The sequence below is a fragment of the Streptomyces sp. NBC_01210 genome, assembly GCF_036010325.1.
Classification (GTDB): Bacteria; Actinomycetota; Actinomycetes; order Streptomycetales; family Streptomycetaceae; genus Streptomyces.
Genome location: NZ_CP108549.1, coordinates 5,704,037 through 5,722,251, shown reverse-complemented (window position 1 = coordinate 5,722,251; position 18,215 = coordinate 5,704,037). Strand labels below are relative to the sequence as shown.

The following is an 18,215-nucleotide window of genomic DNA, read 5'->3' as shown; positions in this document are numbered from 1 at the left end:
CTGCAGCCGCGCACAGCGAAGCCCCCGTCTCGCAGGCTCGGCGCGAAGCTGCCGGGCCGGGGGCCGGGGGCTTGCCCCCAGGTTCGGGAAGGGGCGGGGCTGGGGACACCCCCTACGGCGCCCCCGGCGCCGGCTCCTCCGGTGCCGGCTCCTCCGGTGCGGCCGGCGGTACTGGCGCCTCGGGCATCCGCATCGGCGGGAACTCCGACATCAGACCCCCCGACGCCTCCCTCAGCGCCGCCCGCCGCGCCTCCCGCGCCTCCCCCGCCTCCCGCTCGCCCCTCTCGTTCCACGAGCCCGTCGGCAAGATGTCGTACGGCTCCAACGCCGGGTCGTCGGGCTCCGTCGACTCAAGGGCCTCCGGAGCCTCCGGGGCCGGCACCGCCTCCGCCAGAGCCGGAACCGAAGCGGGAGCGGGAACCGGAGCCGGAACCGAAGCGGGAGCGGGAACCGGCACCGGCACATCCGCCTCGCCCCGTCGCCCCCGCAACCGCCACGCCCGCAGCCCCAGCGCCCCCGGCACTCCGATCCCCGCCGACCAGAGCAGCGCCGCCGGGCCCGTCAGCCACCACACCGGGCCGAACTCCACCAGCGCCCGCGTGCCCATCGGGCCGCTCGACGCCGCCGTCAGGATCGCCATGAACGCCGCGCATCCCGTCGCCCCGAGCAGCACGGTCAGCGCGGTCCCGCGGCAGCCCCACACCTCCTCCCGCTCCGTGTACCGCACTGCCGCCGCCCGTTCCGTGAACCACGCGATCACCGCCCCCGCGGCGACCGGCACCACCAGCGCCGCCCAGTTCAGCGGCGTGCCCGGCCCCTCCGAAGGGACCGCGGCGAGCAGCGGGAAGTAGGGCAGCGCGGGATCCCCGGCCAACGCCAGCGGCGTCGCCGTCGCTCCCGCACCGAGTGCGAAACCGGGGCCGAGGCCGTACGCCGCGCCCCAGACCGCCGCGTTCGGCACCAGCGCGAGCCCCAGCAGCAGCACTGCCAACCGCCCCGACCACTCCCCCGCGAGGTGCAGGAAAGAGTCCTGCGTCGCGTCCGCGTGCCACACCAGCGACGCCGCGACCAGCAGCGCGCCGCCGCCCAGCAGCGTCGCCGCCCCCGCCGTCGCGGACCGCAGCGCGACGGACACCTGGGGGCGGGCGAGTTCCCGCCGTACCCGTTCCGGCAGCCCGGCCGGCAGCGGCCCGCGCGGCCGGCCGCTCGCCGTCCACACCCCGGCCACCGCCGACAGCACGGTCACCACAGGCAGATGGAACACCACGCTGAGCGGGTCCGCCGCCAGCGGACCGCCCGCCGCGTACAGCACCGCAGCAGCGCCGACCAGCAGATATCCCACGGTCACCGCACACACCGCACCCCGCGCGGACGGCCGCCGCCGCCCCCTGTCCTGCTCGAGCGCATCACGCGCCGCCCGGTGCACGAGCCAGGCCGGCAGCGCGACCAGGAATAGCGGCACCACCCCCACCGGCGCCGGGCTCCCGGACAGGGTGCCGGTCCGTACGAGCTCCGTGCCATGGGCCAACAGCCACAGCCCGGCCGCGACATGCAGCGCCCCGCCCGGACCGCTGTCCGGGTACGGGGAGCTGATCCACAACACCATCACGAGAACGGCGAGCGCGCCGAGCCCCAGCCCCGCCGCGGTCGCTCCGCGCACGAGGGCCGAGCCCAGCGCGGCCAGCGCGGCCTGTCGGCCGCCTTGCACGGCAACCGGGGTCTGCGGCATCGACGGGGTGTGATCGGTCAGCTGGGTCACGCGGCCATGCTGCCAACGACACGCTCTTTAACCGCGTAACACGTGAATAGCCGTTGTGTCGCTCAATATATGCTTATGTACTTTTTTGCCGAGTGCAGCACTGAGGAGAGCCCCTCATGACTCAGCGCGCCCCACGCTCCACTGCCGCCGCTCCACTGCCCTCCCCGGAGGAACGGCGGATGCTGCGCGAGGCGAAGTCACTGACCGAGGAGCAGCTCGCCGTTGCGGTCGGTGTCAGGCGGGCGACGATCAGGTCCTGGGAGGCCGGCCGCACCAGCCCGCGGGGGTCCAGGCGGGAGGCGTACGCGAAGCTGCTGGCAGACCCCGGCACGGAGCCCGCGGAATTGTCCGTCACGACGGCACCCTCCCCGTGGACCGAACTCGCCCCTCAGGCCACGGACCCGGCCCAGGCCCCGGACCGCACGGACAAAACCGACGCCCTCACCTCGGCACCCGCGGTCCGCGAAACCCCCCGGCAGGACCCACCGCCACCACCACGCGCCGAGCTCACCCCCGCCGAAGCATTCGACGCGCTGTACTCGTACGTCGCCCCCGCTCTCGTACGCCAGACCTACCTGCTCACCGGCCGGCGCCGGCTCTCCCACGAGTCGGTCGAGCGCGCCTTCCACCTCGCCTGGCAGCACTGGCCGGAGGTCGCGCACGACGGGGACCCCGCGGGCTGGGTGCGGGCCGTCGCGTACGAGTACGCCATGTCCCCCTGGCACCGGCTCCTCCGCGCACACAATGAGCCCGATTTACGGCCGCCCGCCGAGCCGGGCCGGCGCGCGCTGCTCGACGCGCTGCTGGAGCTGCCGCCGCCGTACCGCCGCACGGTGCTGCTCTACGACGGCCTGGGCCTCGGCCTGCCGGAGACCGCGGCCGAGACCGAGGCCAGCACCCCGGCCGCGGCGAGCCGGGTGCTGCACGCACGGGCGGCCATCGCCGAACGACTCCCGGAGCTGAGCCAGGGGGCGGCGCTGCACGAACTGCTCACGGACCTCGCCCGCGAGGGGCCGGCGCCGGAGATGACTCCCGCCGTTGCCGTGCGGACGGGCAGTGAGGGGCGGGCCCGGTTCTGGACGCGGGTGGCCATCGCCGTCACCACGCTGATCGTGAGCGCCACGGCTTTCACCGTGGTCACCGCGCCGACGCGGTACGAGCCGCCGCTCGCCCCCGCCCAGCAGGTCGACAGCGGACCGGTGCTCAGCGGACCGCAACTGCCCCAACGGGACACCGCGCTGCGCAAGCAGCTCCGCTCCCTGCTCGCGAACGGTCCCGAGCGACTCGTACCCCAGATCCGATAGACCCGGCGGTACGCGAGTGGGCCCGCACCTCACCAGGAGGAGCGGGCCCACTCGTACGAACTGCGCACGGCGTACTGCTGCGTACTGCCGTGTGTACTGCTTTGTCGCGAAGGTCAGCCGGCGAGGATCGCGCGCGCCAGCTTGGCCGTCTCGGTCGGCGTCTTGCCGACCTTGACGCCCGCGGCCTCGAGGGCCTCCTTCTTCGCCTGCGCGGTGCCGGAGGAGCCGGAGACGATGGCGCCGGCGTGGCCCATGGTCTTGCCCTCGGGCGCCGTGAAGCCCGCGACGTAGCCGACGACCGGCTTGGTCACGTTCTTGGCGATGTAGTCGGCCGCACGCTCCTCGGCGTCGCCGCCGATCTCGCCGATCATCACGATCAGGTCGGTCTCGGGGTCGGCCTCGAACGCCGCGAGGGCGTCGATGTGCGTCGTACCGATGACCGGGTCGCCACCGATGCCGACGGCCGAGGAGAAGCCGATGTCACGGAGCTCGTACATCATCTGGTAGGTCAGCGTGCCGGACTTGGACACGAGACCGATGCGGCCGGGCTTGGTGATGTCGCCCGGGATGATGCCGGCGTTGGACTGACCGGGGGTGATCAGGCCGGGGCAGTTCGGGCCGATGATCCGGGTCTTGTTGCCCTTCGAGCCGGCGTACGCCCAGAAGGCGGCCGAGTCGTGGACCGCGATGCCCTCGGTGATGACGACGGCGAGACCGATCTCGGCGTCGATCGCCTCGACGACAGCGGCCTTGGCGAAGGCCGGCGGCACGAAGACGACGGAGACGTTGGCGCCGGTCTTCTCCATCGCCTCGGCGACGGAGCCGAAGACGGGCACCTCGGTGCCGTCGAAGTCGACGGACGCGCCGGCCTTGCGCGGGTTCACACCGCCGACGATGTTGGTGCCGTCAGCGAGCATGAGCTTGGTGTGCTTCATGCCGGTGGCGCCGGTCATGCCCTGGACGATGACCTTGCTGTCCTTGGTGAGGAAGATAGCCATGGTGTTGGAGTCCCTCGTCCCTTACTTCGCAGCCGCGAGCTCGGCGGCCTTGTCGGCCGCGCCGTCCATGGTGTCCACGCGCTGCACGAGCGGGTGGTTGGCGTCGGACAGGATCCTGCGACCCAGCTCCGCGTTGTTGCCGTCGAGGCGCACGACCAGCGGCTTGTTCACATCTTCGCCCTTGGACTTGAGCAGTGCCAAGGCCTGCACGATGCCGTTGGCGACCTCGTCGCACGCGGTGATGCCACCGAAGACGTTGACGAAGACGGACTTGACGTCCGGGTCGCCGAGAATGATCTCGAGGCCGTTCGCCATGACCTCGGCGGAGGCACCGCCACCGATGTCGAGGAAGTTGGCGGGCTTCACGCCGCCGTGCGCCTCACCGGCGTACGCGACGACGTCGAGGGTCGACATGACCAGACCCGCGCCGTTGCCGATGATGCCGACCTCGCCGTCGAGCTTGACGTAGTTGAGGTTCTTGGCCTTGGCGGCAGCCTCGAGCGGGTTGGCTGCGTCCTTGTCCTCGAGCGCCTCGTGCTCGGGCTGACGGAAGTCGGCGTTCTCGTCGAGAGACACCTTGCCGTCCAGCGCGATGATGCGGCCGTCGGCGACCTTCGCGAGCGGGTTGACCTCGACGAGGAGCGCGTCCTCGGCGACGAAGGTGTCCCACAGTGTCACCAGGACCTCGGCGACCTGCTCGGCAACCTCGGCCGGGAACTTCGCCTGGGCGACGATCTCGCGGGCCTTCTCGATCGTCACGCCGTCAACGGCGTTGACCGGAACCTTCGCGAGGGCCTCGGGGGTCTTCTCCGCGACCTCCTCGATGTCCATGCCGCCCTGGACGGACGCCATGGCGAGGAAGGTGCGGTTGGTGCGGTCGAGGAGGTACGAGACGTAGTACTCCTCGGCAATCTCGGGGGCGGTCTCGGCGATCATCACCTTGTGGACCGTGTGGCCCTTGATGTCCATGCCGAGAATGTCCGTCGCGCGGGCGACGGCCTCGTCCGGGGTGGCGGCCAGCTTCACGCCGCCGGCCTTGCCGCGGCCGCCGACCTTCACCTGGGCCTTGACGACCGACTTACCGCCCAGCCTCTCGGTGGCCTCGCGCGCCGCGTCAGGCGTGTCAATGACTTCACCGGCCAGCACCGGTACACCGTGCTTGGCGAAGAGGTCCCTCGCCTGGTACTCGAACAGGTCCACGCGCGTCCGTCCCTTTTCAGTGGTCTCGCGGTTCGTTTTCTGCGTGGGCGTGCCGCGAAGGGCAACGTGACTGCGCTGTCACTGAGGGAGGCGTACACGGTGTCCGAGTACGCGGCATGTCCGTCTCGCAGGTTATCCCCGTGGGCCCGAGGTCCCTAAATCGCAGATCACACCTGAGCGGTGATACCTGTCACAGAGCGCACGGGTGGCCGCGTCGGACATGGATACAGGGCGGACACAGGGCGGGGTCGGGGCGGACACGGGGCGGGTCCGTGCGGGCGCGGAGAAGGTTGCCGTCGGCTGGGCGCGGGACGGCAGGTTCACCGCTGCGAACGGAATCGGGCGGCCCTCACCCCAATGAGGACCGCCCGCGAACATCGGACCCGCCTGTCAGATGCACTCCGTCACATGTGTCACAGGCTTGCGTCAGATGCCCTGCGTCAGGTGCGACACGTAGCCCGGGGTGGTCGAGGAGGCCACGCCCTGGACGCCGGAGACGGCGTTGCCGACGAGCGGCGTCGAGTCGGCCGTGCCGTACACGTGCTGCGCGAACGGCCGGACCTCGGAGGTGACACCACCGGCGAACGGCGTGGCATCGCCCACGACACCCTGGGCCAGCGAGCCGGCGCTGCCGCCGATGCCGTGCACGACCGGCTGGGCGTGGTCGACGACGGTCTCGACGAGCGGCTGGACCGCACCGACGACCCCGCCCGCGAAGGGCTGAACCTCGGAGACGACGCCACCGGCGAAGGGCTGGACCTCGCCCACGACGCCACCTGCGAACGGCGTCACGTCACCGACCACGCCCTGGGCGAAACCGTCGACGTCACCGACCGCCTGACCGGCGACCGGGAGCACGCCGTTCACGGCACGGGCGGCGATGGGCGGCAGGGTGTCCTGCGCGGCGGCAGCGGCGAGCGGGGTGGCGGCGGCGACGGCGCCCTGCGCCTGGTAGTGGACCTGGGACGGGGCCTGCTCGGCGAGCTGCGGCGCGAAGGCGGCGAGCGGACCGAAGAGGTAGTCGATCTCGCTCTGGACGTCGGCCACGTCGGGGGTGGCCGGGACCTGGTACGCCGGGAGCTCGGCCTCGGCGTACTGGCGGGCCTGGGCGGCCGTGCCGGTGGTGGTGCGCTTGGCCTGGGCGGCCGTGCCGGTGGCCGTGCCCGTGGCCTGAGCAGCCCTGCCGGTGGCGGTGCGCTTGGCGTCGGCGGCGGCGCCCTTGGCACCCTGGACGGCGTCGACGCCCTGGGCGTCCTTGACCACGTCGACGTCCTTGACGTCGTCGACAACGTCGGCCGCCTCGTCGGGCGCGGAGAGCGGTACGGAGACGGGCAGCTCGTCGGCGCTGGCCGCGGCGGTGCCGAGGGCCCACATGCCGGTGGCCGTGGCAGCGACGGCTATGGAACGGCGGATGTTCTTATGCATGCTTACGTCAATCCTTCGAATTCATTCGGCTGTCCGGAACTATCCGGTTGGCGGGCAGACCTGTCCCGCCCCCGCGCGGCAGGTCTTGAGCGGGGAAAGGACTGCCCTAGCCGGGGAATTCGAGGATGTCGCGCGGTCGTTCGCGGGTCGGCGCTTCGGCTGCGGCCCAGGCCACGCCCGGTACGAGCGCGAACTGCGTGCCGTAGGGGCTCGTCGCCGCGTGCTGGTCTCCCTTACGCGGTGCGTGCGTCTCGCCGGACTGCTGCAACGCGCCGTGCGTGGAGTCGCAGGGCTTGCCGGGGACTTGAGCGGGCGCGGGCGCAGTTACCGGCCGCTCGTAACGGAATTCGGCCTGCCGGAAGCCAAGAGCCCTGTCGTACCCGCCGACCGGACCGACCGTGGTGGCGGTCGTGCCGGACCACGGGCCGGGGTCCGCAGAGTCCGCGGGGTTGTCGACCGTGAACCGGTCCGCGGAGTCGTCCACGGGCCGGTCGACGGGGAGCTGCGGCGTGAGTCCCTGATCCGCGTCGCCGCCGGGCGGCGGCAGCGGTACGGGCAGGAGCCCGTTCAGCGTCTCGGTGAGAGGCCCGGTCAGCGGCTGGGCCACTGGCAGTACGACGTCCCGCACGTTGTCCGCGGCCTGCTTCACCACATGACGAACGGTCTGGACGGGCTGCGCCGCCTCGCCCGGCCGACCGGGCTGCACGGGTTGGGCGGACTTGGCAGAGTCGACCGTGTCCGCGGCGTCAGTGGTGCCGACGTCGGCGGAGTCCGTTGCCACGCGCCGCAGTTCCCGCGCCGGGACCGGCCCGGTCGGCGGCGCGACGCGCACCTCGGTGCCGGCCGACACCGTCGATTCCGGCATACCCGCTGAATCCGCCGCGTGCGCCTGGCCGCCGTAGAGAAGACCGAGGGTCATCAGTCCCCCGAGGAACAGCACCACTTGCAGCGCACGCTGCTCGCCGGCCGCCCGGCGCAGTGCGCACAGAACGGCAGCAGAACGAGCAGCTGCGACGGTCACAGTGAGAGGAACCTTCCCGGTCGGCGGAAGTGGACCTTCCGCGGGGATCGGGACGATGCTCGCACGAGCCTCCCGGGGGGACGCAAGCCCCCTGTTACTGATGAGTCACCATGTCCGATATGGGCAGTGGTTTCTTCTCGATCGCGGCCGCCATCACATCCGGGAAGAGGTCCGGCGTACAGGCGAACGCCGGTGCACCCAGGGCCGCCAGCGCCGCCGCGTGCTCGTGGTCGTACGCCGGCGTCCCCTCGTCCGAGAGCGCCAGCAGTGCGACGAATTGCACACCGGACGCCTTCATCGCCGCGACCCGCTTCAGCATCTCGTCGCGTATACCGCCCTCGTAGAGGTCGCTGATGAGTACGACGACGGTGTCGGCGGGGCGAGTGATCTGCGACTGGCAGTACGCGAGCGCTCTGTTGATGTCGGTGCCGCCGCCGAGCTGAGTGCCGAAGAGGACGTCCACCGGGTCGTCGAGCTGGTCGGTCAGGTCGACGACGGCGGTGTCGAAGACGACGAGTCGGGTGGCAATGGAGCGCATGGACGCGAGGACTGCGCCGAAGACGGAGGCGTAGACGACGGACGCCGCCATGGAGCCCGACTGGTCAATGCAGAGCACCACGTCCTTCTTGACCGACTGGGACGCGCGTCCGTATCCGATGAGCCGCTCGGGAACGACGGTGTAGGCACCTTCTTTTTCAGGCATCGGCAGGTAGTTCTTCAGATTGGCCCGGATGGTCCGGTCCCAGTCGATGTCCCGGTGGCGCGGGCGGTTGATCTTCGCGGAACGGTCGAGTGCGCCGGTGAGGGTGGACCTGGTGCGGGTCGCGAGCCGCTTCTCGAGATCGTCGACGACCTTGCGTACGACGGCCCTGGCCGTCTCCTTGGTCGTCTCGGGCATCGCCTTGTTGAGGGAGAGCAGGGTGCCGACGAGATGCACGTCGGCCTCCACGGCCTCCAGCATCTCCGGCTCCAGCAGCAGCGTGGACAGGCCGAGCCGGTCGATCGCGTCACGCTGCATGACCTGGACGACGGAGCTCGGGAAGTACGTGCGGATGTCGCCGAGCCAGCGCGCGACGGACGGCGCGGAGGCCCCGAGCCCGGCCGAGCGGTTGCCGGTGCGGTTGCCCGTGCTGCCCTTGTCCTTGTCGGTGCCGTAGAGGGCGGTCAGGGCGCCGTCCATCGCCGCGTCGGTCCCGCTGAGCGCGCAGCCGGTTCCGTCGGCGGAGTCGCCGCCCAGGACGAGCCGCCACCGCCGCAGCCGCTCGTCCCCGGTTCCGGTGGCGCTTGTGCTTGCGGTTGCGCCTCCGGTTCCGCTTCCCGTGACGGCTTCGGTTGCGTTCCCGGTCGCGCTGTCGTCCGCGGTCTCGTTCTTTGTCGCCGTGCTCATCGGGCCACCCCCGCGAGGTCGTTGTCGTCGATTCCGAGGAGCAGATGCAGCACCGGCAGCACCGCGTCCGCCCGTGGCCCGTCGAGGCCGGCGCCGAAGCCGGGCATCGTGGACTCGCCGTGCGTGGGGCCGGACGCCGCCGCGGGTCCGTGCCGGACCAACTCGCCCAGGGTGCGGCGTACGCCCGGTTCGTACGCGGAGAAGGTGCGGCGCAGCAGCGGCAGTACGTCGGTGAACGCGTCCGCCGACACGCCTGTCAGCCAGGCGTCGACGAGTGCGAGCAGGCGCTCGTCGTGGACCAGGAGCATTCCGCCGCCGGACGCGCCGCCGACGAATCCCTCGATCCAGGCGGCCGCGTCGCCGGGCGGTGTGCCGACCGAGAGCGCGAGGCCCATGAGCCGTGCGGCCTCGTCCTCCTCGAGCCGCCCGTCGTCCAGCAGCAGCCGAGCCGCCCTGCCGCGTATGACTCCGGGCACGGTGTCGCGGGCCGCGAGCCGATGCAGGACCGATCCCCAGCGCGCGATCAGTTCACGGCCCTTCGGCAACAGCCCGATCGCGGTGTGCACGCCGTCCAGATGGCCCCGCATCTCGGCCGCGCCGTCCGCGTCGAGTCCGGTGCAAGCGGGCGGCAGGCCGACGCAGATCCGCTCGGCAAGCCCGGCCGCGACCTCACCGAGCGCGGCCGTGTCCGTCGACCGCACGTCCCCGTACCGCAGCGAGCGGGCGAGGGCCGGCAGCGCCTGGGCGAGATGACCGACGTCGGAGTCGAGTGCGGCGCGGTCGGCAAGCGCCCGCATCACCACGGGCAGCGCGTCGGGCAGTTCGGCCAGCAGGCACTGTTCGGCGAGCGCGGTGACGTCGGCAAGGGCGATCGCGGACACGGCCTTCGATTCGGCCTTCGCCGTGGCGGCGGAGAGCACGGTCGTGCCCCACACCCCGGCCTCCGCGACCTTGACGAAGAGCTCCGGCTCCCAGCGCAGCCGCCAGCTCTCCCGGAAGGTGCCGGTGCTCCCTCGCCCTGTCACGGCCTCGCCCCAGCCGATGGAGAGCAGCCGCAGCCGGTGCAGCAGCCGGCTCTTCGCCGCGTCGGTCTCCTTACGGAGATCGAGCTCCAACTCCCGCTCCAGTGCCTCCGGTTTGAGCCGCAGACTGCGCTGGAGCCGGGTCAGATCACGCTGCAGCGGCACGGCAGGCGCCGCGTCCGGCACCTCGCCGAGCACATCCCCGACGACGAGCCGGTCCCGGATGAGGTCCAGCGGTACGTCGGAGCCCTCGCACATCACGGCCCGTATCGCGTCGGTCGTCTCGGTCAGCCCGGCGAGGGGCCGGCCGCGCATGGCGGCGAGGGTCTCGGCGAGCCGTACGGCCTCGATGACATGGGCGGAGGAGACCAGCCTGTCCTCGTCACGCAGCAGCCCCGCGACCTTGGTCATCCAGCGCTCGACGGGCCGGTCGGCCGCGCCGAAGAGATGCCCGTACCAACCGGGCGAGTCGATGCCGGCGCCGTATCCGCTGTGCCGGGCGAGCCTGCGGTGGGTCCAGGGCACCCAGGTCATCTCGGTCTTGACCTTGGGCAGCCCCTTGAGAAGAGCCTTGTCGGCGGCGACGGCGGTCCTCTCCTCGAGCGCGGGCACATGCCAGGCGCCGCAGACGACGGCGACGTTGTCCCCGAACTCCTTTCGCGCGGCCCGGAGCTGGATCCGCATATGGGCCTCGCGGGCGAGATCACGGTCGTGTCCGCCGTGCCCGTACGTCTCGCGCAGTGCGGCCATGGCGTCCCCGAGTGCGGCGAAGGGCGCGCGGGGATCCGCCGCGTCGGCTCCCGTACCGCGATGCTCGATGACGTCTTCCCACCACCGCTCGGGATCGTCGTATCCGGCCGTCTCGGCAAGCACGGCGATGGGATCGATCCGCAGCCCACGGGGGTCGGGCGCGCCTCGCTCGTCCTCGGGTCCTACCGTGCCCGCGCCGTCGCCTCCCTCCGCACCGGGCGTCCGCCCGTCGGGCGCCAGGGTTCCTCTGGTCCCGGGCGCACCCGGTGCTGCCACCGGAGCACCGCTGCCCTCGGGCGCCTGCCCCGTAGGCGGTGCGACCCCGCTCGGCCCGCCCTTCCCCGGGCCTTCCGGGTGGACGCTGTCCGCCCCCGCTCCGGGTGCACCCGTCCCGGCACCGCTGCCCTCGGGTGGCTCGGCCCCCTCGGGTGAGCCTGGCTCGCCGTCGGCGGCGTCCCGGTTCGCCGTCTCCTCCTGCGCTGCCAGCGCCAGCGAATGCGCCGCCGGCAGATCGATGAACCGGACCGGGACCCCGTGTCCCAGCGCCCAGCGGAGCGCCACCCACTCCGGGGAGAACTCGGCCAGCGGCCAGAACGCCGCCCGCCCCGGGTCGTCCACCGCGTGCGCGAGGAGCGCGACCGGCGGGCGCATCTGCTCGTCCGCGGCGAGCGCGAGCAGCGCGTCGCCCTCGGGCGGTCCCTCGATCAGCACGGCCGCGGGCGACGCCGCCTCCAGCGCGGCCCGGACCGCCCGTGCCGAGCCCGGCCCGTGGTGGCGGACGCCGAGCAGCAGAGGGCCGGTCATACGCTCACCTCGCGGCAGGCGCGGTAGAAGTCCTTCCACCCGTCCCGCTCGCGGACCACCGTCTCCAGGTACTCCTGCCAGATGACCCGGTCCGCCGCCGGGTCGCGTACGACCGCGCCGAGGATGCCGGCCGCCACATCACCGGGACGCAGCACGCCGTCCCCGAAGTGCGCGGCGAGCGCGAGACCGCCCGTGACCACGGAGATCGCCTCGGCCGTGGAGAGCGTCCCGGACGGTGACTTGAGCTTGGTGCGGCCGTCCGTCGAGACCCCGTCCCGCAGCTCCCGGAAGACGGTGACCACACGGCGGATCTCCTCGAGCCCCTCCGGCGCGGCCGGCAGATCGAGCGAGCGCCCTATCTGGTCCACGCGGCGCGACACGATGTCGACCTCGGCCTCCGGCGTGGCGGGCAGCGGCAGCACGACAGTGTTGAACCGGCGGCGCAGCGCGCTGGAAAGGTCGTTGACCCCGCGGTCGCGATCATTGGCGGTGGCGATGAGATTGAACCCGCGGACCGCCTGCACCTCCTGCCCCAACTCCGGGATGGGCAGCGTCTTCTCGGACAGGATCGTGATCAGCGAGTCCTGCACGTCCGCGGGGATACGGGTGAGCTCCTCGACCCGCGCGGTCATGCCCTCCGACATCGCGCGCATGACGGGGCTGGGCACCAGCGCGTCCCGACTGGGGCCGTGGGCGAGCAGCTGGGCGTAGTTCCAGCCGTAGCGAATCGCCTCTTCCGGCGTACCCGCCGTGCCCTGCACGAGCAGGGTGGAGTCGCCGCTGACGGCCGCGGCGAGATGTTCGGAGACCCAGGTCTTGGCGGTGCCCGGCACGCCGAGGAGCAGCAGCGCCCGGTCGGTGGCCAGCGTGGTGACGGCCACCTCGACGATCCGGCGCGGCCCCACGTACTTGGGTGTGATCACCGTCCCGTCGGACAGCGTCCCGCCGAGCAGATAGGTGGCGACGGCCCACGGCGACAGCTGCCAGCGGGCCGGCCGCGGCCGGTCGTCGGCCGCGGCGAGCATCTTGAGCTCGTCGGCGAAAGCATCCTCGGCGTGCGGCCGCAGGGCCTCGGCGCCGGTGGCTGCGCCGGTTTCGGACACGGTCATGGATCCCCCTCCAGATCGGTTCCAGATCGTTCGACCCGATGTGAGTTCCACCGTGCACCATGCCACTGACAATCGACCGTCTCAGCAGGTCAGAGCCGATTGTCAGTGGTGGCCCGTAGCGTCGTACCCATGAATCAGCAGGGGGTGCGCTGGACGTCGGAACAGGTGCTGGCTCTGGCTCCTGACGACACGTCACGCAAAGCGGGAAACAAACTCGGCGCGGCCGGGCCGTGGTCCGACGCGGGCAGCAGCGACTCAGGGGCGGTGTGGGGCCTGTGCAAGGGGAGCGGGAGCAAGCCGTACCAGACAGTCGTCGACACCACGGGCCCGGCCTACAAGTGCAGTTGCCCGAGCCGGAAGTTCCCGTGCAAGCACGCGCTGGGACTGCTGCTGCTCTGGGCGGCGGAGGAGGAGGTCGTACGCGGCTCCACGACGCCGGACTGGGCTGAGGAGTGGCTGGAAGGGCGCCGAAAGCGCGCCACGGACAAGAATCAGAGCGACGCGGGCACGGGGCAGACCGCGAAAACCGCCGACCCGGAAGCGGCCAGGCGCCGGGCCGAACGCCGGGCGGGGCGGATCACCGCGGGGGCGACGGAGCTGGAGCAGCGGCTGGCGGACCTGCTGCGCGGCGGCCTGGCCGCGGCCGAGCAGTCGGGGTACGGACTGTGGGAGGAGACCGCGGCCCGCATGGTCGACGCGCAGGCGCCGGGGCTGGCGGGCCGGGTGCGGGAGTTGGGTGCCATTCCTGGCTCCGGGCCCGGTTGGCCGGTGCGGCTGCTGGAGGAGTGCGCGCTGATCCATCTGCTGGACGCGGCCTGGCTGGGCATCGAGCGGCTGCCGGAGCCACTGGCCGCCACGGTCCGCACCCGGGTCGGCCTCACCTCCCCAGCCGAGGGCCCGCCGGTCCGGGACCACTGGCTGATCCTGGCCCAGTACGACTCCTCGGACGGCAAGATCACCACCCGCCGTATCTGGCTGTACGGGCGGGATTCCGGGCGGACGGCGCTGCTGCTCTCCTTCGGCGCGGCAGGCCGGTCCCCGCAGCAGGCGCTTCCGGTGGGGCTGATGATCGACGCGGAGCTCACTCCGTACGCGGGCGCGGGGCAGCTGCGGGCGGACCTGGGCGAGCAGTTCGGCGCGCCCGTCGCGATCGCGTCACCGCCGCCGGGAGGGCGGACCGGGGCGGCTCTCGATGCGTACGGGCGGGCACTGCGGGACGATCCCTGGCTGGACTCCTGGCCGGTGACGCTGAGCGGCGCCATACCCGTCCCGACCAGCCCAGGGTGGCAACTGGCGGACGCCGACGGCGAGACCGCGCTGCCCATCGCGCCCGCCGCGCTCGGCCGCTCCGGGCTGTTGAAGCTTGTGGCGCTCTCCGGCGGCGGACCGGTCACCGTCTTCGGCGAGTGCGGCCACCAGGGCTTCTCGCCGCTCGCCGCCTGGTCCGAGGACGGGTCCGAGACGGTCCCGCTCATCTGAATGTACGGAGGACCCATGACTGGCACCACCAGCACCTCACTCTGGGAAGAGCTCGTCACCTCGGCTCTTCTGGGCACCGACCGCCGTACGCCACCGGCCGAAGCCACGACGCCGGGGAAGGACGCGCCGGCCGCGCTGCTGGACGCCGCGGCCCTGCAGACCGTACGGCGCAGGGCGGGGCTGTTGCCCGCACCTGCCGCCGCCCTTCCCGAGCCCGCTCCGCACGACGCACGCCCGCAGCTGCCCGCGCCCGCACGGCGCCGGCTCGCCCAGCTGTTGGCAGACCGGTCCGCCCCGTCCGCCGGGGGGCGGCGCGGTACGGCGCCGGATCTGACCGAGCTGCTCCCGCAGTGGCTGGCCGCGGCCAACGAGCGCGAGTACCAGGCGCCGGCGTCCGTGCTGCCCGCGCTGCTCGACGCGGCCCGTGCGCGTACGGATCTGCGGCCGCAGGCCCTCACCTTCGCCGGGCCGCGCGGGCTGTGGCTCGCCCGGCTCAACCCGGAGTGGAAGTTCGCGCTGCGCGGCGCGTCCGGCGGCGCCACGCTTCCGGACGCAGGTGACGCGGAGGCCGTCCAAAGCCTCTGGGAGGAAGGACTGTTCGCCGAGCGGGTCGCGCTGCTGGCCGCCGTACGCGTGCACGACGCGGGTAAGGCGCTGGCGCTGCTGGCCGCGACCTGGTCCACGGAGCGCGCCGAGGACCGGCTGATGTTCCTGGACTCATTGCGTACGGGGCTGTCCGACGCGGACGAGGCGTTCCTGGAAAAGGCCCTGTCCGACCGCAGCCGCAATGTCCGCGCCACGGCCGCCGAGTTGCTCTCGGCACTGCCGCACTCCGCGCTCGCCGGGCGGATGGCGGCGCGGGCGGCATCGTGCGTCAGCCTCGACCGCAGTGGCGACGGAGCCGATGCGGCCATAGCGGTGGAGGCACCGCACGAGTGTGATGCCGGTATGCAGCGCGACGGTGTGGTGCCGAGTCCGCCGTCGGGACGGGGCGAACGGTCCTGGTGGCTGGGCCAGTTGGTGGAGGCGGCGCCACTGGCCACCTGGCCGGGGCGGCTCGGCGGGCGTACGGCCGATGAGCTCGTCGCGCTGCCCGTCGCCGACGACTGGGGCGACGAGCTGCACGCGGCCTGGTGCCGGGCGGCGGTACGGCAGCGGGACGCGGAGTGGTCCCGGGCCCTCCTCGGCGCACCGGGCACCCCGCCGGAGACCGGCCCCGGCACGACGTCACTCGCCGAGCGGGCGAAGCTGCTCGCGACGCTGCCGGCGGGTGAACGGGCGGACTGGGTCGCCGAGTTCATCGCGGCGCACGGCCTGTCGGAGGCGTTCCAGCTGCTGGGGGTCTGCGGGGTGCCGTGGTCGGAGCCGCTGGGCCGTTCGGTGGTCGACGCGCTCGACATCGCGCGGGACGCGGGAAGCTACCCCTGGAGCTTCAGCGGAGTGATGGGCCTGGCGGAACGCTGCCTGGCCCCGGAGGAGGCGAGCCGCCTGGAGATACTCACGGCTACGCCTGACGAGCCGGAGGGCGCGTCACCGGGCGCGGGTGGTTACTGGTCGGAGGCATTCCAGCGCCTGGTCTCGACACTGCGGCTGCGAGCGACGATGACGGCGGAGCTGCGGGGGCCGACGGGGTAGGGGGCGGGTGGGGGTGCGGCACCCTCGGGATGCGGGCCTTTTTCGCTCCCCACCCCGCCCCTTCCCGAAACTGTCAGTTGCCCGGTCATGTGGTGAGCGTGGGCCGGGGGCGTTGTCGGTTGCTGCCCGGTGGGTGGTTTCCTCCGGCGAACCGCTGTACCCCAGCGGCTAGCGGTCTTGTCTCGTCCGGGTGGGGAGGGGCCGTGCAGTGTCGCCCCCGCCAGTTGCTCGGTCATGTGGCTGAGGTGGGCCGGGGGCGTTGGTGGTTGCTCTTCGGTGGGTGGTTTCCTCAGTTGCTCGGTCATGTGGTGAGCGTGGGCCGGGGGCGTTCGTGGTTGCTCTTCGGTGGGTGGTTTCCTCAGTTGCTCGGTCATGTGGTGAGCGTGGGCCGGGGGCGTTCGTGGTTGCTCTTCGGTGGGTGGTTTCCACCGGCGGACCGCTGTACCCCCGCGGCGGGCCGCACTCGTGTCGTTCGGGTGGGGAGGGGCCGTGCAGGGTCGTCCCCGCAGGGGATTGGCGGCAAAACCGGGGTCACGCACCAAGAGCCTGTACGCCGCCGACCCCGAGGAGTCGAGCCCGGAGGGGCACCGGAGCCCGCACCCGACAAGACCGGACGACACCGGGCCCGGGCCACAAAACCCCGCCGGAGGCGTCACGCCCCCGCAGGCTGGCGGACGTTTGCGTTGACCCAGTCGACGATCGACGCCGTCGTCGCTCCCGGCGTGAAGATCTCCGCGACGCCCTTCTCCTTCAGCGGAGCAATGTCCGCCTCCGGGATGATGCCGCCGCCGAACACCTTGATGTCCTCCGCCTCGCGCTCCTTCAACAGCTCGATCACCTTCGCGAACAGCGTGTTGTGCGCCCCGGACAGGATGGACAGGCCGATCGCGTCGGCGTCCTCCTGGATCGCCGTGTCCACGATCTGCTCAGGGGTCTGGTGGAGCCCGGTGTAGATGACCTCCATACCCGCGTCGCGAAGCGCCCGCGCGATCACCTTGGCCCCGCGATCGTGGCCGTCGAGACCCGGCTTGGCCACCACCACGCGGATCGGACCAGTCACACCCATCACTGCCTCCACATACCGACTGCGCCGCCACGGGCACGGGTCCCGCACCGACCAAGGTCCGGGAAAGTGAACGAACGTTATCTCCAGCATCCCGCAACCCGCCGTTTCACGGTGGATAGGGAGGGGGAAATCACACGTGGGACATGTTCGCTATGCGTCGTACCCGCATCACGCGGCACACAAGCCGCAGCGGGAACGGTCGCACGGGGAGCCGCTACAGGGTCGTCGCAGCACCGCGCCGTCAGCCGCACGGCGCGGTGCTGCGACCCCTCCGACACCGGCCCGGCACGGGCACAGAGCCGTACAAGAGCCTGAGCGGCGCCCCATGAGGGCACAACGGGGGACAGAGCCGTCTCCGGCGTGCCATTCGGGAGGTCGGCCATGAAGGTCTTGCCCTTCTTTCCGCTGTGTCTGCGCCCCGTGCGACACCTACGAATCTCGGCCACGCTACTGCGGGCCACCGCCCTCGAGCTGGCGATCCTCGCCGGGCATCTGCTCCTCTACCCTTCCGGCCTCACCCCGGAGCGCCGCACCCCCGACCACCCCGGACCGAGGAACGCCGAGCTGCCGTCCCAGGCCGCGGCCCTGCCGACCACCGCCGGCCCCTCACACCCGCCCGCCGTCCTGCTCCACGGTTTCGTCGACAACCGCTCCGTCTTCGTCCTGCTCCGCCGCTCCCTCGCCCGGCACGGCTGGCACCATCTCGAGTGCCTCAACTACTCCCCCCTGACATGCGACATCCGCGCCGCCGCCGATCTGCTCGGCCGGCATATAGAGGAGATCTGCGCACGTACGGGGCATCGCGAGGTCGACATCGTCGGGCACAGCCTCGGCGGCCTGATCGCCCGCTACTACGTACAGCGCCTCGGCGGCGACCAGCGGGTACGCACCCTGGTCACGCTCGGCACCCCGCACTCGGGTACCGCCGTCGCCCCGCTCGCGAGCGCACATCCCATAGTTCGCCAGATGCGTCCGGGATCCGCCGTGATCGAGGAGTTGCGCGAGCCCGCACCCGGATGCCGTACCCGTTTTGTCAGCTTCTGGAGTGACCTCGACCAGATAATGGTCCCGGTCGAGACGGCCTGCATCGACCATCCGGACCTCATCGCGCAGAACGTGCGCGTAAGCGGAATCGGACATCTCGCCCTGCCGGTCCACTCCGCCGTCGCGACCGGCATCCGCCAGGCGCTCGAATCGAGCGAGTCGGAGGCAGGCACCTCGGGAGCCGTCTCGGTCGCCTGATTCGGCGCCCGATT

Annotated in this window: 13 protein-coding genes; 4 read left to right on the top strand and 9 right to left on the bottom strand. The window is 72.1% G+C overall.

Translation table 11 applies throughout. The annotated features are described in order from the left end of the window. Nucleotides 1-112 precede the first annotated feature (112 nt). Nucleotides 113-1,759, bottom strand: coding sequence for a cell division protein PerM (locus OG735_RS26125; RefSeq protein WP_442812491.1), 1,647 nt, complete (start codon nucleotides 1,757-1,759; stop codon nucleotides 113-115). A gap of 116 nt (nucleotides 1,760-1,875) precedes the next feature. Between OG735_RS26125 and OG735_RS26120 the strand changes: the two genes are divergently transcribed. Next, nucleotides 1,876-3,063 carry a sigma factor-like helix-turn-helix DNA-binding protein gene (locus OG735_RS26120; RefSeq protein ID WP_327325570.1) on the top strand — a complete coding sequence of 396 codons (1,188 nt, stop codon included), beginning with the start codon at nucleotides 1,876-1,878 and terminating at the stop codon, nucleotides 3,061-3,063. 113 nt (nucleotides 3,064-3,176) lie between these two features. Here OG735_RS26120 and sucD read toward each other — a convergent pair whose 3' ends face one another. From sucD to OG735_RS26085, 7 genes are all read right to left on the bottom strand, one after another. Beyond that, nucleotides 3,177-4,061, bottom strand: coding sequence for a succinate--CoA ligase subunit alpha (sucD, locus tag OG735_RS26115; RefSeq protein WP_327325569.1), 885 nt, complete (start codon nucleotides 4,059-4,061; stop codon nucleotides 3,177-3,179). Nucleotides 4,062-4,082: 21 nt separating this feature from the next. After that, nucleotides 4,083-5,261: an ADP-forming succinate--CoA ligase subunit beta gene (sucC, locus tag OG735_RS26110; RefSeq protein WP_327325568.1), complete on the bottom strand. Its 1,179-nt coding sequence runs from the start codon at nucleotides 5,259-5,261 to the stop codon at nucleotides 4,083-4,085. 426 nt (nucleotides 5,262-5,687) lie between these two features. After that, complete coding sequence (locus OG735_RS26105; RefSeq protein WP_327325567.1) at nucleotides 5,688-6,686, bottom strand: hypothetical protein; 999 nt, start codon at nucleotides 6,684-6,686, stop codon at nucleotides 5,688-5,690. Between the two features lie 106 nt (nucleotides 6,687-6,792). Continuing rightward, on the bottom strand, nucleotides 6,793-7,707 hold the full coding sequence (locus OG735_RS26100) for a hypothetical protein (RefSeq protein ID WP_327325566.1): 915 nt from the start codon (nucleotides 7,705-7,707) through the stop codon (nucleotides 6,793-6,795). A gap of 94 nt (nucleotides 7,708-7,801) precedes the next feature. After that, nucleotides 7,802-9,094, bottom strand: a complete 1,293-nt coding sequence (locus tag OG735_RS26095) for a VWA domain-containing protein (RefSeq protein WP_327325565.1) — start codon at nucleotides 9,092-9,094, stop codon at nucleotides 7,802-7,804. Beyond that, nucleotides 9,091-11,670 carry a DUF5682 family protein gene (locus OG735_RS26090; RefSeq protein ID WP_327325564.1) on the bottom strand — a complete coding sequence of 860 codons (2,580 nt, stop codon included), beginning with the start codon at nucleotides 11,668-11,670 and terminating at the stop codon, nucleotides 9,091-9,093. The genes OG735_RS26095 and OG735_RS26090 overlap by 4 nt, the downstream gene beginning before the upstream one ends. After that, entirely contained in the window at nucleotides 11,667-12,779 is a 1,113-nt protein-coding gene (locus tag OG735_RS26085) for an ATP-binding protein (RefSeq protein WP_327325563.1), read from the bottom strand. Before OG735_RS26085 ends, OG735_RS26090 begins: the two co-directional genes overlap by 4 nt. Nucleotides 12,780-12,908: 129 nt before the next feature. Here OG735_RS26085 and OG735_RS26080 point away from each other — a divergent pair, with 129 nt between their 5' ends. Continuing rightward, on the top strand, nucleotides 12,909-14,258 hold the full coding sequence (locus OG735_RS26080; protein WP_327325562.1) for an SWIM zinc finger family protein: 1,350 nt from the start codon (nucleotides 12,909-12,911) through the stop codon (nucleotides 14,256-14,258). A gap of 15 nt (nucleotides 14,259-14,273) precedes the next feature. After that, nucleotides 14,274-15,893: a DUF5691 domain-containing protein gene (locus OG735_RS26075; protein WP_327325561.1), complete on the top strand. Its 1,620-nt coding sequence runs from the start codon at nucleotides 14,274-14,276 to the stop codon at nucleotides 15,891-15,893. Between the two features lie 652 nt (nucleotides 15,894-16,545). Here OG735_RS26075 and OG735_RS26070 read toward each other — a convergent pair. Next, nucleotides 16,546-16,959 (bottom strand): cobalamin B12-binding domain-containing protein, encoded by a 414-nt coding sequence (locus OG735_RS26070; protein WP_327325560.1) that lies wholly within the window; start codon nucleotides 16,957-16,959, stop codon nucleotides 16,546-16,548. 381 nt (nucleotides 16,960-17,340) lie between these two features. Between OG735_RS26070 and OG735_RS26065 the strand changes: the two genes are divergently transcribed. Next, entirely contained in the window at nucleotides 17,341-18,201 is an 861-nt protein-coding gene (locus OG735_RS26065; protein ID WP_327325559.1) for an esterase/lipase family protein, read from the top strand. Nucleotides 18,202-18,215: the final 14 nt, after the last annotated feature.

What these genes read in the sequence shown, in the direction of transcription:
- OG735_RS26120 (WP_327325570.1), top strand. Translation starts at nt 1,876, where the DNA reads ATGACTCAGCGCGCCCCACGCTCCACTGCCGCCGCTCCACTGCCCTCC.
- sucD (WP_327325569.1), bottom strand. Translation starts at nt 4,061, where the DNA reads ATGGCTATCTTCCTCACCAAGGACAGCAAGGTCATCGTCCAGGGCATG.
- OG735_RS26105 (WP_327325567.1), bottom strand. Translation starts at nt 6,686, where the DNA reads ATGCATAAGAACATCCGCCGTTCCATAGCCGTCGCTGCCACGGCCACC.
- OG735_RS26095 (WP_327325565.1), bottom strand. Translation starts at nt 9,094, where the DNA reads ATGAGCACGGCGACAAAGAACGAGACCGCGGACGACAGCGCGACCGGG.
- OG735_RS26090 (WP_327325564.1), bottom strand. Translation starts at nt 11,670, where the DNA reads ATGACCGGCCCTCTGCTGCTCGGCGTCCGCCACCACGGGCCGGGCTCG.
- OG735_RS26085 (WP_327325563.1), bottom strand. Translation starts at nt 12,779, where the DNA reads ATGACCGTGTCCGAAACCGGCGCAGCCACCGGCGCCGAGGCCCTGCGG.
- OG735_RS26080 (WP_327325562.1), top strand. Translation starts at nt 12,909, where the DNA reads ATGAATCAGCAGGGGGTGCGCTGGACGTCGGAACAGGTGCTGGCTCTG.
- OG735_RS26075 (WP_327325561.1), top strand. Translation starts at nt 14,274, where the DNA reads ATGACTGGCACCACCAGCACCTCACTCTGGGAAGAGCTCGTCACCTCG.
- OG735_RS26070 (WP_327325560.1), bottom strand. Translation starts at nt 16,959, where the DNA reads ATGGGTGTGACTGGTCCGATCCGCGTGGTGGTGGCCAAGCCGGGTCTC.
- OG735_RS26065 (WP_327325559.1), top strand. Translation starts at nt 17,341, where the DNA reads ATGAAGGTCTTGCCCTTCTTTCCGCTGTGTCTGCGCCCCGTGCGACAC.